The sequence below is a fragment of the Bacillus inaquosorum KCTC 13429 genome, from assembly GCF_000332645.1.
Lineage (GTDB): Bacteria > Bacillota > Bacilli > Bacillales > Bacillaceae > Bacillus > Bacillus inaquosorum.
Genome location: NZ_AMXN01000009.1, coordinates 160,100 through 174,512, shown reverse-complemented (window position 1 = coordinate 174,512; position 14,413 = coordinate 160,100). Strand labels below are relative to the sequence as shown.

General features: G+C 42.7%; 12 protein-coding genes, 1 pseudogene and 1 riboswitch. Of the genes and pseudogenes, 5 read left to right on the top strand and 8 right to left on the bottom strand.

Going from position 1 to position 14,413, the window contains the following annotated elements; translation table 11 throughout:
- Positions 1-46 precede the first annotated feature (46 nt).
- The 3 genes and pseudogenes from BSI_RS02020 to BSI_RS02030 all read left to right on the top strand — a co-directional run bounded on the left by BSI_RS02020 (position 47) and on the right by BSI_RS02030 (position 1,770).
- Complete coding sequence (locus BSI_RS02020) at positions 47-352, top strand: DUF948 domain-containing protein (RefSeq protein ID WP_003241913.1); 306 nt, start codon at positions 47-49, stop codon at positions 350-352.
- A gap of 68 nt (positions 353-420) precedes the next feature.
- Positions 421-1,193 (top strand): annotated as a pseudogene (locus BSI_RS02025) (hypothetical protein).
- Positions 1,194-1,236: 43 nt separating this feature from the next.
- Positions 1,237-1,770 (top strand): GNAT family N-acetyltransferase, encoded by a 534-nt coding sequence (locus BSI_RS02030; RefSeq protein WP_003241908.1) that lies wholly within the window; start codon positions 1,237-1,239, stop codon positions 1,768-1,770.
- Positions 1,771-2,029: 259 nt separating this feature from the next.
- On the opposite strand, the gene BSI_RS02035 is transcribed toward BSI_RS02030, so the two are convergent.
- The 3 genes from BSI_RS02035 to BSI_RS02045 all read right to left on the bottom strand — a co-directional run bounded on the left by BSI_RS02035 (position 2,030) and on the right by BSI_RS02045 (position 5,875).
- The gene (locus BSI_RS02035; protein WP_003241906.1) at positions 2,030-3,274 is read right to left on the bottom strand and encodes an MFS transporter; all 1,245 of its coding nucleotides are present in this window, start codon (positions 3,272-3,274) and stop codon (positions 2,030-2,032) included.
- A gap of 94 nt (positions 3,275-3,368) precedes the next feature.
- The gene (locus BSI_RS02040; protein WP_003241904.1) at positions 3,369-4,832 is read right to left on the bottom strand and encodes an FGGY-family carbohydrate kinase; all 1,464 of its coding nucleotides are present in this window, start codon (positions 4,830-4,832) and stop codon (positions 3,369-3,371) included.
- Between the two features lie 17 nt (positions 4,833-4,849).
- Entirely contained in the window at positions 4,850-5,875 is a 1,026-nt protein-coding gene (locus BSI_RS02045; protein WP_080030912.1) for a 2-hydroxyacid dehydrogenase, read from the bottom strand.
- A 93-nt stretch (positions 5,876-5,968) separates the two neighbouring features.
- Positions 5,969-6,060: riboswitch (SAM riboswitch) on the bottom strand.
- A 148-nt stretch (positions 6,061-6,208) separates the two neighbouring features.
- Between BSI_RS02045 and BSI_RS02050 the strand changes: the two genes are divergently transcribed.
- Both BSI_RS02050 and BSI_RS02055 read left to right on the top strand, forming a co-directional pair.
- Positions 6,209-8,251 (top strand): molybdopterin oxidoreductase family protein, encoded by a 2,043-nt coding sequence (locus BSI_RS02050; protein ID WP_003241900.1) that lies wholly within the window; start codon positions 6,209-6,211, stop codon positions 8,249-8,251.
- Between the two features lie 108 nt (positions 8,252-8,359).
- Positions 8,360-8,680, top strand: coding sequence for a hypothetical protein (locus tag BSI_RS02055; RefSeq protein ID WP_003241898.1), 321 nt, complete (start codon positions 8,360-8,362; stop codon positions 8,678-8,680).
- A gap of 77 nt (positions 8,681-8,757) precedes the next feature.
- On the opposite strand, the gene BSI_RS02060 is transcribed toward BSI_RS02055, so the two are convergent.
- The 5 genes from BSI_RS02060 to BSI_RS02080 all read right to left on the bottom strand — a co-directional run bounded on the left by BSI_RS02060 (position 8,758) and on the right by BSI_RS02080 (position 14,298).
- A complete protein-coding gene (locus BSI_RS02060) occupies positions 8,758-10,212 on the bottom strand; it encodes a sugar porter family MFS transporter (protein WP_003241896.1) in 1,455 nt (484 codons plus the stop codon).
- Positions 10,213-10,251: 39 nt separating this feature from the next.
- Positions 10,252-11,418, bottom strand: coding sequence for a Gfo/Idh/MocA family protein (locus BSI_RS02065; RefSeq protein ID WP_003241894.1), 1,167 nt, complete (start codon positions 11,416-11,418; stop codon positions 10,252-10,254).
- Between the two features lie 17 nt (positions 11,419-11,435).
- Positions 11,436-12,365 (bottom strand): sugar phosphate isomerase/epimerase family protein, encoded by a 930-nt coding sequence (locus BSI_RS02070; RefSeq protein ID WP_003241893.1) that lies wholly within the window; start codon positions 12,363-12,365, stop codon positions 11,436-11,438.
- 490 nt (positions 12,366-12,855) lie between these two features.
- Positions 12,856-13,851: a LacI family DNA-binding transcriptional regulator gene (locus BSI_RS02075; RefSeq protein ID WP_003241891.1), complete on the bottom strand. Its 996-nt coding sequence runs from the start codon at positions 13,849-13,851 to the stop codon at positions 12,856-12,858.
- Positions 13,852-14,076: 225 nt separating this feature from the next.
- A complete protein-coding gene (locus tag BSI_RS02080) occupies positions 14,077-14,298 on the bottom strand; it encodes a hypothetical protein (protein ID WP_003241889.1) in 222 nt (73 codons plus the stop codon).
- Positions 14,299-14,413: the final 115 nt, after the last annotated feature.

Sequence of the window (14,413 nt, the reverse complement as noted above, 5' to 3'; positions counted from 1 at the left end):
TAAAAAAGCGGAAACAGGGTAATGACATAAGAAAAGGAGTGAACATATGGTTATTGTTTATATCAGCATCGCCGTATTGGCTATTTCTATCATTTTCTTAGGGGTTAATGTGATTCAAAACAAGAAAAAAATAGATCCCGCACTAAAAGAGCTCACCTCTGTTACGCAGGCAATGCAAAAACAAGTCGAAGGATTAAAGACGGAGGCGGAGCTGCTGACGCAAAAACAAAAGAAGATTCAGCAGGATGTCCAAATGAAAAAAAACGTATTTCAACAAACAACAGCTGAAGTGAAAGAAGTTCCTCAAGCAGTCAAAGAGGTGTGGAAGGCAGGACATTTAAATAGCAGATAAAGATGAATGATATCCCGTTGTTACGATCAGAATGGGCAATGGGGTATCATTTTTAAGGAGGACTATGCATGATTGTAAACCGCCGCTGCTTAAAGGAGTTCGCAGAGAAGCTACATTCTCTTCCTTCATCTCCTACAAAGTCCGATTTACTCATTTCTCCATTTCGTCTCCATCAAGAAAACGAACTTGGCATCTATTATTCACCTCATAATGAATATATCAATCGTGCTGCCACAATTGTGATTGCGGGAATCACGCCGGGGTTTTTTCAGATGAAAACAGCATACGAAACAGCCGCAGAAAGTCTGCGGCGCGGCCGGTCTCTTGAGCAAATGGCGGTAGACACGAAAAAAGCAGCAGGTCTCTCCGGTTCGATGAGGCATAACCTGATCAACATGCTGGATTTATGCGGGCTGCCGCAGGCTTTAGGCATTCAAAGCGCCTCACAGCTTTTTGGAGACTTGCGGCATATGCTTCATACCACTTCTGTTATCAAATATCCTGTCTTCTTTCAGCTAAAAAACTATACCGGCTACAGGCCGGCTATTTCTCGCTCTCCTATCCTAAGCACCTATGCTTTTGAGCACTTCCCTGCGGAGCTCAATAAATTGACAGAACCGGCTCTTCTCATACCGCTGGGAAAAGCAGCCGAAACAGTATGTGATACACTGATCAGCCAGCACTGCATCCGGAATTTATTTTACCTTCGCGGCTTTCCCCACCCATCAGGCGCAAACGGCCATCGTTTGAAACAATTCAACAAAAACAAAGAGCAACTAGAAAGACAAATTTGTTCCTTTGCTGCCTCAGGTTTGATTTCACTATAGAAAAGAGGAAATAAAAGGGATATCATAAACGAAAACACAAACTTGGGGAGTGGTTGAATGTTTCCTGTATTAGAAACGGATCGGCTTACACTTAGGCAAATCACAGATCAAGATGCAGAAGCCATTTTTGTTTGTTTTTCAAACGATAAGGTGACACGCTATTACGGACTTGAAAGCATGAAATCTATAGAACAGGCAACTTCAATGGTTCAAACGTTTGCCGGCCTTTATCAAGAAAAGCGCGGTATACGGTGGGGAATTGAAAGAAGAGACACTAAAGAATTGATCGGAACAATTGGCTTTCATGCTTTGGCCCAAAAGCATAGGCGTGCAGAGATCGGTTATGAAATCGTCCCGGCGCATTGGCGAAACGGATTTGCATTAGAAGCCATTTCAAAGGTTGTATCCTACGGATTTTCTGCCCTTGGACTGACGCGTATTGGCGCAGTTGTATTTACCGAAAATGAAGCATCAAATCGCCTGCTCGTAAAAATGGGATTTCAAAAAGAAGGGGTCTTAAGACAGTACATGTATCAAAATGGAGTCCCTTATGATACAAATGTGTATTCTATTTTAAAATCAAGAGAATGAACGGACGGCATTCTTTCGATCTGCATGTACATCCCCTTCCCTTTAAATGTCCGATTCAGGACCTGCACCAGCTATGACATCTTGATTCTTGATCACTTCCTTCAAGATTTTCACCTCTTATACTTATATAACTTACAAAGTTAATAAACTTTGAAACAAGTAAAAAAGATGCATAGTGGTAAATGCTGTTGCAAGCATGGAAATCCTTACATTACTGAATAAATGATAAAAAGCGCCCCTGAAACAGGGCGCTTTCTGATTAAGATGCATATTGAGGAGACGTTTCCTCCTGTACTGCTTTTTCCTCAGGTATATGAATGCATTTCGTCATGACCGCACTCGCAAGATAAAGGATCGCAAAGATCCAGACAACACCTTGCGCCCCGATGAAACCGATGAACAGCCAAGCGAGCGCAGGGCCGACAAACGCTGATAAACCTGCAGCCAAATTCAATACAGACATGGCCGCTCCTTTGTCTTTTCCGGCCACCGTCGGCACAATTGCACCAATCGGCACATAGCCTGCCAGCAAACCTCCCCAAATAAAGCCGATCACGCTGACAACCGCTAAACTTCCGCCGGAGAAAACAGGTGCATAATATAATAGGACGGTGAAAATGCCGCAGCCGACTCCGCCGAACCAAATAACGGTATTTTTCCAGCCGAACTTATCGCCGACAATTCCAAAGATAAGGTTGAACACAATATTCCCCAGAAAAATCGTTCCCCAAATCTGCAGCCACACATTGGTTGAAATTCCATGCTGAGCCATGTGCATCGGCAAAAAGACTGGGAAACCATATGTACCAATGCTGTTGATAATTCTGATGATTCCGCCTGTAAGCACCCGCGGATTCGTAAAAAGAATGGTAACTCCTTTTAAAAGCTCCTCAGCTGTTTCTGATCTTTTTCTTTTCTTCTTTTCAAAACGGTCTTTATTGATAAACAATGCGAAGAATGCACCAAGACATACCCAGAAAATAGAGCTCCAAAGCGTGTTCAAATAACCGAACGCTTTGATCGCGTAGCTTGAGTACCAAGCACCGAACACAAACATGCCCAGGCAATATGCAATCCAAAACCAGCCGACAGCAGTGCTCAGTTTGTTTTGCGGTGTTCTGTAGATGACCCATGTTAAGAAAGAATAAGCAAAAAGCGGGTAGCCTAAACCCTTTACGAAGTAAGTCACATACATCACAGGAAGGTTCAGCTGTTCAAATCCAAACACAATAAAGGCAGCTGTACCGATCACATAAAACAACAGCCCCATAAACATCGTCCGTTTTGCGCCAAATGCTTCAAGACATACACCCGAAAACCAAGAAGCTATGGCAAGCGCAATTCCGTAAATGCTAAAAATTGAAGCGGATTGCTGAACGGTAAGCCCGTTTTCGATCAGAAAAGGGCTGAGCCAGCCTTGTTCAAGCCCGTCTCCCATCATAAACAAAACAACTCCTAAAAACCCCCAGGCAAGCCGCTTTGGTATTCCGATTTTATCAAACATATCTGTCTCCTCCTCAGATGCTAATATCAATTACCGTATTACCTCATTAAAGCTGAAAATTAGATAATTCCTCAAAACAGCAGCAAATGCCGCCTTATAACAACACTTTGCTTTCTGAACCTGAAAAAAAGCGCTGTGTTTGCTTCCATTCCTCATATAAAGCCAGTTCGGCCTGACTATCCTGCGGTTCTATTACCCGGACATTTGCTGACATCTCTTCCGTCAATTGAAAGGTTTCATTGCAAATGACTGCAGCCCCTACGACAGATGCCTGATGATATCCCTCTTGGACATAGATTTTTTTCTGAAGAAGGTCCGCGATATATTGAGTGAGCGCTTTGCTTTGGAATCCTCCTCCGCACACCCAAACATAGTCACGTTCAAACGGAGTAATCTCTGTTAATATATCAAAGTTCCATTTGATAGAAAATGCGATCTCTTGCAGCGCCGCACGTACAAAATGTGCTCTTTTTAAATGCGCTGAAAGCGGGGCATCAAAAAGAAAACCGCCTCTCGTTAACGCATTCTTTTTTGCCGATAAATAAGAACCGAGAGCCGCCACACATGCATTGTCTTCTTTAGCAAGTGCAGAAATCTCTTCCTCCATCACTTCGTACGATTCATTCGGGTAAAAAATCTGTTTTAATTTTTGATAATTCAGGCCGGTAATTCCCGGATTTGTTTCCACAAGCCATTGGCCATGTTCTGTATGGCAGTTCAGCCAGGCTTTATGTTTTGTGTCGTCATGATCAGCAGTAATTTTGGTTATTGGCGTTGTTGTCCCAGATACGATGACGATGTCCTTAAGAGCAGCGCCGGTGCTTTTTACAGCCAGCTGTGTGTCTCCGCCCCCTGCTATAACCTTTGCATGTATAGAAAGGCCTAATTCGGACGCATACTCATTTGTTATCGTTCCAATCGCTGTTCCCGCTCTTACAAGAGGCGGAAGGATTGATGGGGAGAAGCCGAATATGCCGCACATCTCTTCTGACCAAGTGTTTTGCTTCACGTCAAACAGCAGGGTTTCGGTTGCCTGTGAGGGTTCATATGTCAATATTCCGCTCAGCTGGTACGTCACCCAATCACTGATGCTTGTAAAGCTTGCCGTTTTTTCCCATAAAGAGGGCTGGCGTTCTTTTAAACCATAAAGCTTGAGCGCAGAAAAAAGTGCGGTCGGCAGGCGCCCTGTGCAGCTGGATATCTCTTCCTGATTGGGTATGCTCTCCTCCCACTCACGGCCGCGGTTATCAATGTTCGGCAGCCCTAGAAAAGAGTCGCCGTTCTGATCGATCAGAACAATCCCCTGTCTTTGACTCGTCGATGTCAAACCTATTATGTCAATATCATGCGAACGTGAAAGCGCACGTTTTGCCAATCTCATGACTTGTTTCCACAGCACCTGAGGAGAAAAATAACGGCTGTCCGGGTAAAGCGTCTCGGTGGCATACACGATGTCCTCCCGTTCAACCGTTTGAACACTGCCTGATACACTCACGATCGCTACTCTCGCATTGCCTGTACCGATATCAAAAACGAGATAGCCTTTTTGTTTTTTCATTCCGTTAGCCTCCTTTCTTATGCCTCTGTTTTTAGCTTATCTTTGTTATACAACGTCGGAATATTAAGAGTTTTTTCAACCTTCCATTTTTTGAGGGCTTCATTCAGGATCGTCACGTGATGATCCTCCACTTCAAAGGTTGCTCCAGCGAGATGCGGTGTTGCCAGAACATTAGGCAATGAAATCAATTTGTAATCCGATTCCTCTGGAGGTTCATGATAAAAAACATCTAAAATTGCTCCTCTGATTTTATGTTCTTTTAATACAGATAAAAGATCATCACGGTTTACCACAACCGCTCTTGAAGTATTGACGAAAATCGCACTCTCTTTCATCAGATCAAAATATGCCCGATCAATCAGTCCAAGTGTTTCCTCGGTACGAGGCAGATGGACAGAAACGATATCACTGACTGAAAAAACCGTTTTAAGAGATACTTTTTCATATTGAGGATGATCGTCTTGTACGTATGGATCGTAATACTTTATTTTACAGTCGAACGCAGTCAGCAGTTTTGCAATCCTTTGACCAACCGCGCCGAACCCAACCATGCCGACCGTTTTTCCCGTTAATTCATTTCCTTTAAATTTGACATAAGCCTGCAAATAATCATTTTTCCACTTTCCATCCTTCAGCCATTGATTCGAGGTGCTGGTATGGCGGAGAAAGGAAATCACATTCCCGATAAACATTTCAGCAACGGCTTGCGCATTCCGCCCGGGTGTATAAAAAACGGGTATGCCTCTTTTTGATGCTGCGGCCACATCCACATTGGAGGGCATTCCCCTGCACACACCGACAAATGAAAGTTCGGGAACAGAAGCAAATACGCTGTCTGTTACTTGATCAAGCTCAGTAATCAAGCCTGTCGCATTTGTTGCTTTTAATAGCTGAATGATTTCATCTTCCCGGTATGCCCGGCCTTGCTCCTTCCAGGTGTGATAAGCAACCGAGCCGAACAATTTTTCAAGCTCTTTGCGTCCTTCTTCGTTGTACGGCGCTGTAACCAAAACCGTCATGGTGCAAAACATCCTTTTCATCATATTTTTTCATAAAAAAAATCTCTTTCCGAAGATGGAAAGAGATTCATATATAGGCGTGCCCTGTTACAGACAGACGCCGGTATAAACCTTGCTTTCCTATCTTTCAAGCTGACGCTTGCTGGAATTGGCACAATAATGTTGCCGAGGTTTCATAGGGCCAGTCCCTCCACCTCTCTGGATAGAAAATGTTGAGTATGTAATTTTCTGAATAAAGAATACGTTTATCATAAAGAAGTCTCAGATTGATGTCAATCTCTTTTTTTCAGAATTGACGTTATCATCCGAAATGTTATAATTCTTACAAAATATCTAACTAGAGAGAGGAACTGGGCCATGAAATCTTTTGCAACACAACAAAACGGCATTTTCAAATCCGTTTGCTCGCTGGACTGCCCGGATCAGTGCGGATTATTAATACATAAAAAAGACGGAAAAATTGTGAAAGTGCAAGGTGATCCCGACCATCCTGTTACGGCCGGAAACATATGCAACAAAGTCCGAAACATGACGGAGCGCATCTATGATGAAAAGCGGCTGACTGCACCGCTCAAACGGACTGGTGCGAAAGGCCAAGCAATATTTGAACCGATTTCTTGGGAAGAGGCGATCGATACCATTACCTCCCGCTGGAAACAGCTGATTAATGAAGAGGGAGCTGAAAGCATACTCCCGTACAGCTTTTACGGAAATATGGGAAAATTAACAGCTGAAGGTATGGACCGCCGCTTCTTTTACCGCATGGGTTCAAGCCAGCTCGAACGGACAATTTGCAGCAAAGCGGGATCTGAGGGCTATAAATATACAATGGGTATAAGTGCGGGAATTGATCCTGAGGAAACCATTCATACGAAACTATTTATTTTTTGGGGAATCAACGCGGTCAGCACAAACATGCACCAAATTACAATCGCCCAAAAAGCACGAAAACAGGGTGCCAAAATTGTCGTGATTGATGTGCATAAAAATCAGACAGGGCGTCTCGCAGATTGGTTTATTCCCATAAAACCCGGAACCGACAGTGCACTTGCCCTTGGCATCATGCACATTTTATTTAAAGAAAACCTTCATGATGAAGCATTTCTGTCCGAATACACGGTCGGCTATGAAGATCTCCGTGAACACGTGAAACAGTATGATCCGGAAAAGGTGTCACTGATCACCGGTGTCAGCACTGAAGATATTTATCAGCTGGCAAGAATGTACGGCGAATCCTCCCCTTCTTTTATCAGAATCGGAAACGGAATCCAGCATCACGATAACGGCGGGATGATTGTAAGGACAATTGCCTGTCTTCCGGCGATCACTGGCCAATGGCTGCACAAAGGGGGCGGCGCAATTAAGCATAACAGCGGAATTTTAGAATATAACACGAATGCCTTGCAGCGCCCTGACTTACTGAAAGGGCGCACACCGAGATCGTTTAATATGAATCAGCTTGGCAAAGTGCTTTTGGAAACAGATCCGCCTATTCGCTCTCTTTTTATTTACGGGACGAACCCGGCCGTTGTCGCGCCGGAAGCGAACAAAGTCAGACAGGGCTTGCTGCGGGAAGACCTATTTACTGTAGTTCATGATTTGTTTTTGACGGAAACGGCTGCATACGCAGACATTGTCCTGCCTGCAACATCCGCTTTTGAAAATACTGATATTTATACCTCCTACTGGCACCATTACATTCAGCTTCAGCAACCGGTGATTGAGAGATATGGTGAAAGCAAGTCTAACACTGAAGTGTTCCGATTACTGGCTGAAGCAATGGGGTTCACAGACCAGGAGCTCAAAGATTCAGATGAAGAATTAATCCGCCAGGCACTTGACCATCCAGATAATCCATATTTGGCGGAGATTGATTACGATTCACTTACAAAGCATTCATTTATGAAAGCAAAACGCGAAAAACCGCTGTTTCCGGGCAAACTTCCGACTCCAAGCGGAAAAATAGAATTATATTCGAAAAAAATGAAACAAGACGGTTTCCCAGCTTTACCGACATATACGCCTCTTGTATCCGATAATGAACATCCGTTTATGTATGTTCCGGCGCCAAACCATAATTTCTTAAACTCAACGTTTTCTAACAATGCAAAACACATCAAGCTTGAAAAGACACCAAAGCTCTTTATTAACACAAAAGATGCTGAAGAACATGGAATCATTGATGGGGATCCTGTACGAATTTGGAACAGCCGGGGAGAATGCGAGCTGAACGCTGCAGTCGGAGAACAAGTGCTGCCAGGTGTCGTAGTCAGCCAAGGATTATGGGCGGATGAACCGGGAAAAAAACAGCTTGTAAACGCGCTTACCCCAGATCGCTTGTCCGATATGGGCGGCGGCGCCACCTTTTTTTCAGGACGCGTGCAGATTGAAAAAGCATAAACGAAAAAACCGCCCAGAACATGTTCTGGCGGTTTTTTTTGGTTGATAATGAAACCCGGAGTATGCCAAGCCCGTATAACATAACATCGACATAATGGAGGCATGCATATGGACGTTTTTTTAGGAATCGGTATTGCTTTGGCTGGCTATTTTATCGGTGAAGGCTTAAAGCAAATGAACCATCCAAAAGCATATGAAAAAAGTGATACCTTGCTTATAAAAGAACGAGATATTTACTTTTACATCGGACATTTTTTAGGAATAACGACAACTGAGGCAAAACAGTTAGCCGGAGACATGACAGACCTGCCTTACATTAAAATCAACGGGAAAAAGTATGTGCAAAAACAAAGTTTAATAGAATGGATATTTGCATTAGTCAAAAAGCAACAGGATGAAGTTAGTATTAAGAAAAACGGGATTTGCTAGTTGTTTAATGGAAAACATTTGAAAGTAAAGGCTTGCTTCAAAAGCAACGCCTTTTTAATCATAATAAAAGAGAGCGTTTACATATTTATTTCTCCTTTGCCCGATGATGCTTTTCGAACACCTTGATTGCTTCTAAAGTCGTTTTCAAGCTCTTCTAGAGTACGACCTTTTGTTTCCGGCAGATACTTTTTCACGTAAAGAATCGCAGAAGCCCCCAGAACAACGAAGACGAAGAACGTTGACGACATCCCCAATTGATCTAGTAACACAGGAAACGTTAAGCCGATAAGAAAATTCATCATCCAAAGGAAAAACACTGAAATCCCCATTCCGAGCCCTCGCAATCTGAGCGGGAATATTTCTGAAATCATGAGCCACGTAACCACGGATACCGCTGACTGCTGAAAAGCCAGGAACGTAATTGTCAGGCCAATCACGATAAACGGCAGCACGGGAGTTCCTTGAAGTGTGATGGAACAAATCGCTATAAGCAAAATAGAAGCTGTTGTGCCTGCAAGTCCTGTAAGGAGAAGAGGCCGCCTCCCGACTTTACCTACAATCCAGATGCCGAATGTACAGGCTATCACTGAAATAACGCCATTTCCAATGTTTGCGACAAGTGCTGCGTCTCTGGCAAAACCAGCTTTCTGCAAAATTTGCGTGCCATAGAACATAATGGAGTTAACACCGGTTATTTGCTGCACTATAGCGATTCCTATTCCAAGACCTACAAGTCTGCGAATCCATGGGACTGACAAGTCTTTCAGTGTCGCCCGATTTATTTCAGTCTCTCGATTGATTGAAGCTTTGATTTCAGTCAGCTCAGCTTTGGCACAATTTTCTTCCCTTACATGCTTAAGAACTCTGAACGCCTCCCCCACCTTCCCTTTCGATGCCAGCCAGCGCGGGCTCTCTGGTACAATAAGCATCCCGAACCACAGAAAAATGGCCGGCAGTGTTGCCAAGATAAGCATAAATCGCCAAACGTGCGCATATTCACCCATTGATGTACCAATGACTGCATTACATGTAAATGCAAGAAGCTGACCTAAAATAATCATCAGATCGTTCTGAGTAATTGTTTTGCCCCGCTGTTCCGCTGGCGACATTTCAGCTAAAAAGGCCGGTACTGTGACAGATGCTGCCCCTACTGCAAGACCAAGTAAACTTCGGCAGATTATCATAACAGATGTGTTTGGTGCGAACGAACAACCAATCGTAGCAATAAAAAACAAGAAAGCTAGATTTAAGATGGTTTTCCGCCTGCCAATACGATCTGCTAACCGTCCTCCAGTCAGGGAGCCAAATGCGGCTCCGAAAAGGAGGGAACTTGTGATGAGACCTTCGGTGAAGGGAGTTAGATCAAGCTGACCTCTTTGTGCCATAAAAGGCAACGCTCCATTGATTACTCCAGTGTCATAACCAAAGAGAAGGCCTCCGAATGTAGAAATGATGGTAATCTTGCGGAAAAATTTTTTATGTTTACACGAGGTATTTCCGCCTGCAGTATCAATTTTTTCACAATGGTCCATTTTTCTCCTCCTTTTGAAAGGACTTACAATCGCTACATGTTATTGATAGTCCACCCATACTGCGCCTTTATCCGCGGATCGAACGCAGTTTTCCACCCAGCGTACACCTTCCACACCTGCTTCAATTCCTGGATACCACATGTCATTCAATTCTTTCCCTTGATCTGCAGCCTCCATTGCTACGGCAAACCGTGAATAAAGATTTGACCACGCTTCAAACAGACCTTCTGGATGGCCGGCTCCAATCCGGTCATCTTGTAATGCTTCCGGATATAAATACCCCATTCCGCGCTCCAAAATCTGTACAGGTTTTCCCTGTATTTCCAACCGTAGCTGGTTAGGCTGTTCATCCCACCATTCAACACTGGCTTTGGAACCGATCACACGTATTTTCTGGCCATGCATTGATCCGGCATTTACACATGAAGACCACACCGTGCCGACCGCCCCATTATCGTATTCCATAATCGTATAAGCATTATCTTCAAGAGGCGCTCTGCTTTTTACAAAGCTCTGGCGAGTACATAACAGTTTGTTTATTTTCAGTTCCGGAATCATGATTTCCGATAAAAATAACGGATGAGTTCCTAAATCTCCTAACACGTAGCTCGGACCGGCAAATTTCGGGTCTACACGCCATTTCGTGCTTGGATTATTCATTTCTACAGGATCTGAGTGAAAACCATGTGCAAATTGCATATTAATAATTCTGATGTCACCCAACTCTCCATTTGCGATCATCTGGCGCGCCTGTTCAATCATTTGATGCCCAGAATAACCATATGTAATGCCGACAACTCTGTTCTTTTTCTTTGCCAAATTCTCAAGCTCTTTTGCTTCTTCAAACGTGAAACAAAGAGGCTTTTCACTTACAACATGCAAATCGGCATTCAGGGCCGCCTTACAAATTTCATAATGAGTGCCGTTTGGAGTTGCGATAGAAACAGCTTCAATACCGTCTTCTCGTTTTGCTTCTTCTTCAAACATTTGCTGGAAATCCAAGTAGCAGCGTTCCGGAGTAACATGAAGATTCATCCCAAAATCTTTTCCCCGTTCCGGATTGATGTCAAATGCCCCTGCAACCAACTGAAAGTGATGATCACGCAAGGCAGCCGAGCGATGAATGTATCCAATTTGACTTCCCCGGCCGCCTCCTACCATTGCCCAGCGTATCGGTCTATCTACCTTTTTTTCACCATTAATCATTTTTGATTCCTCCCTCACTAGTAACCAACATTTTTTAAATAGGCAAGGCTTTGACTGACATCTCTTAAACTAGTATCAGAGTTTCTCGGATCACGTTCTTGCTCAATCGTAATATAGCCGTGATAGTGAATGTCTTTTAGCAACTTGTAAATCGCTTCATAATCAATAATTCCTTGGCCTATCGGACACATGACTCCTTTTGCGCAAGCATCAAAAAAGCGGATATGCTCACCCATTACTTGTTGATAAACATGTTCATCAATGTCTTTAAAATGGATATAGTCGACACGGTCCGCATAGTCCCGCAGCCATTGTTCCGGATCCATCTTTGAATAATATAAATGTCCTGTATCAAGACAAAGCCCCGCAATATCATATGGTATATCTTTTAGTAATTGCTGAATCTCATCCTCGAATTCAATATATCCCCCTGCATGAGGATGGATGACGGCTCGTACGCCATATTGCTTCCACGCCCGTTCCGCAATTGTCCGAATATGAGACATCATACGGTTCCATTCCTTTTTAGATAACCGTTTCGCTTGATCAGGATGCCCCGCCTTATAATCTCTTTCGTCATGCCCCCAGTCAATCAGGACCAAATAAGGAGGTGAAAAGCGAAAGCGCTCCTCTTTATCCTGAAAAGAGAAAGGTAGTTTTGTAATCAGAGAACAAATCTCATCAACTTGCTCCAGCAAATTTCCTAAGTGCGACTCTGATACTAAATCATCAAAAATCGTACCGGCAATAATGGATAAATCGTTTTTCAAAAGCTCTGCTTGGACACGTTCGATATCCATCGGAATATAGCCGTATGGACCTAACTCAATCCCTTTATAACCAGCTTGTGATGCTTCTTGCAGCACTCTCTCCCATGGAGGAAGATAAGGATTTTTCGGATCGTCAACGCCCCAGCAGCACGGCGCGCCAGCAATGTGAATACTCATCCAAGACACCTCTAATCAAATGAATTATGAATCGCAACCAAAAAATAAAGCGCTTTCTTTTAACTGGATTTAAAAGTACGTTCATTTCGGTTCTCCGAGATGATCTTCTCTTCTTAATCGTGCACTTTAACTAAAACCGGAAACAAATGATATAAAGCGCTTTACACTCCGTTTTTAAAAGCAAATAGATTTCTTTTTTACTAATTATATCCCTGTATATAGAAAGCGCTTTATATTTTGTGAGTTGATTGTATAATATTCAATATATTTTGTAAACGTTTTTTTGAAATTCCTTTCAGAAAATAATCAACAATATACCAATATATATACATCTTCAACTTTAAAAAAGGATATTCCGACCTATCAATGTTGTTTTTTTGAGTTTTTCTTGCTTCCCTTTTGTCATTCTTGTCATTCTATGGTGAAACACAAAAAAGCAGCGGGGACTTTCCAGCTGCTAAACAAATATATTGATTTGGAACACACATCTTTAATGAAAACGGCTTGTTGATCTTCGGACAATTAATTTCGGCAATACTAAAATTTTTTGTTTTTCTGAGGCTTTTCCTTCTATTTCATCAATTAGTAAATCCACTGCCTGTGAACACATGCTTTGCACAGGCACTTCAACTGTTGTCAAAGGGGGATCACTACTTTTTGATATCAGTGTATTATCAAAGCCTGTGATAGAAAGTTCTTCAGGAACCAACACATGTTCCTCCCTTGCTGCAAGGAGCGCACCAATTGCTAAGATATCATTACAACAAATCATAGCTGTGGGCGGATTTGAAGATTGTAATAATGAAGAGGCCAAAGACTGTGCAGACTCGGCCGTTGAATCTGTTACAACAATCAGATCTTCGTGAATATCAAGATCAGACTCTTGTAATGCCTGTGAATATCCGCGAATTCGTTCCCTGCTGCTTGCATTGTCTTCTGCAATCACCGCAATCCTTGAGTGGCCAAGCGAAATTAAATATGCTGTTAATTCATACCCTCCCAAGAAATTATCAACTGTAACCGTTGTAAGAGATGAGTATGGCTGTGATTCCGAAAGAAGGATAACAGGAATGTTATCGCTGATTAACTCATGAATAACCTCTTTATTCCTAAACCCCCCAGCTAAAATAAACCCGTCAACACGTTTCTGCCTTAATAATGAGACGTATCTCTCTTCCTTCTCTGACTTGAAATCCGTACTGCAAATGACGACATTGAATCCATATTCGTGTGCCCGATCCTCTACTCTCCGTGCCATTTCTGCAATCAGAGGATTAGCTATATCCGGTAAAAGAAATCCTATTGTCGAAGTCCGTTTCCCTGTTAATGCTGATGCGAGCACACTTGGCTTATAATTCAGCTCTTGCATGGCATCTAGCACTTTTTGTTTTGATTTCATCCCGACCGGCTGATGATTGATCACTTTTGAAACTGTTGAAATGGACACGCCGGCTTTTTCTGCAACATCGTAGATTGTAGTTTTCATTTTGCTAAAAACCTCTTTCTCCATACAAGTAACCTAAAAAAATGCACGATTTGGAAAGCGCTCTATATAGGCTATTGTAAAGATAACTGTGAAGATTTCAATAATCTTTTTTAGCTTTATGAAGCATTGCAATATCTTGTCCAGCCCCTATCTAACCCATTAACGGCTAAAGACACATTAAGCAAATAATATCGCTGCTAATCCTCTCAATCAAAACATCATTTTCTATTTTAAGTAAACTTGCAAAGATACATGACGATTGCCGTAAGACCAAACGGTGTTTTCAATTTTGAGGTTCTGGCTGAATGTTTCGATCCATACCTGTTTTGAGTGTAATAAAGCAGACAGCTGCACTGAGTTAAGCTCAACTTCTTCAATCTGTTCGTTTTTTTGAAACACAAATACAACTTTTTCGAATCTCCATTTTTCACCAGACTCATCTCCCATATCTCCCCTTTATGATAAGAAAGAATGTTACTCACCTTAACAAATTTGTTCCCAGTTCTACAGCCTCTTCATATACGCAATGTACTAACAAAAGGTTTCAAAAATCAAATGCACG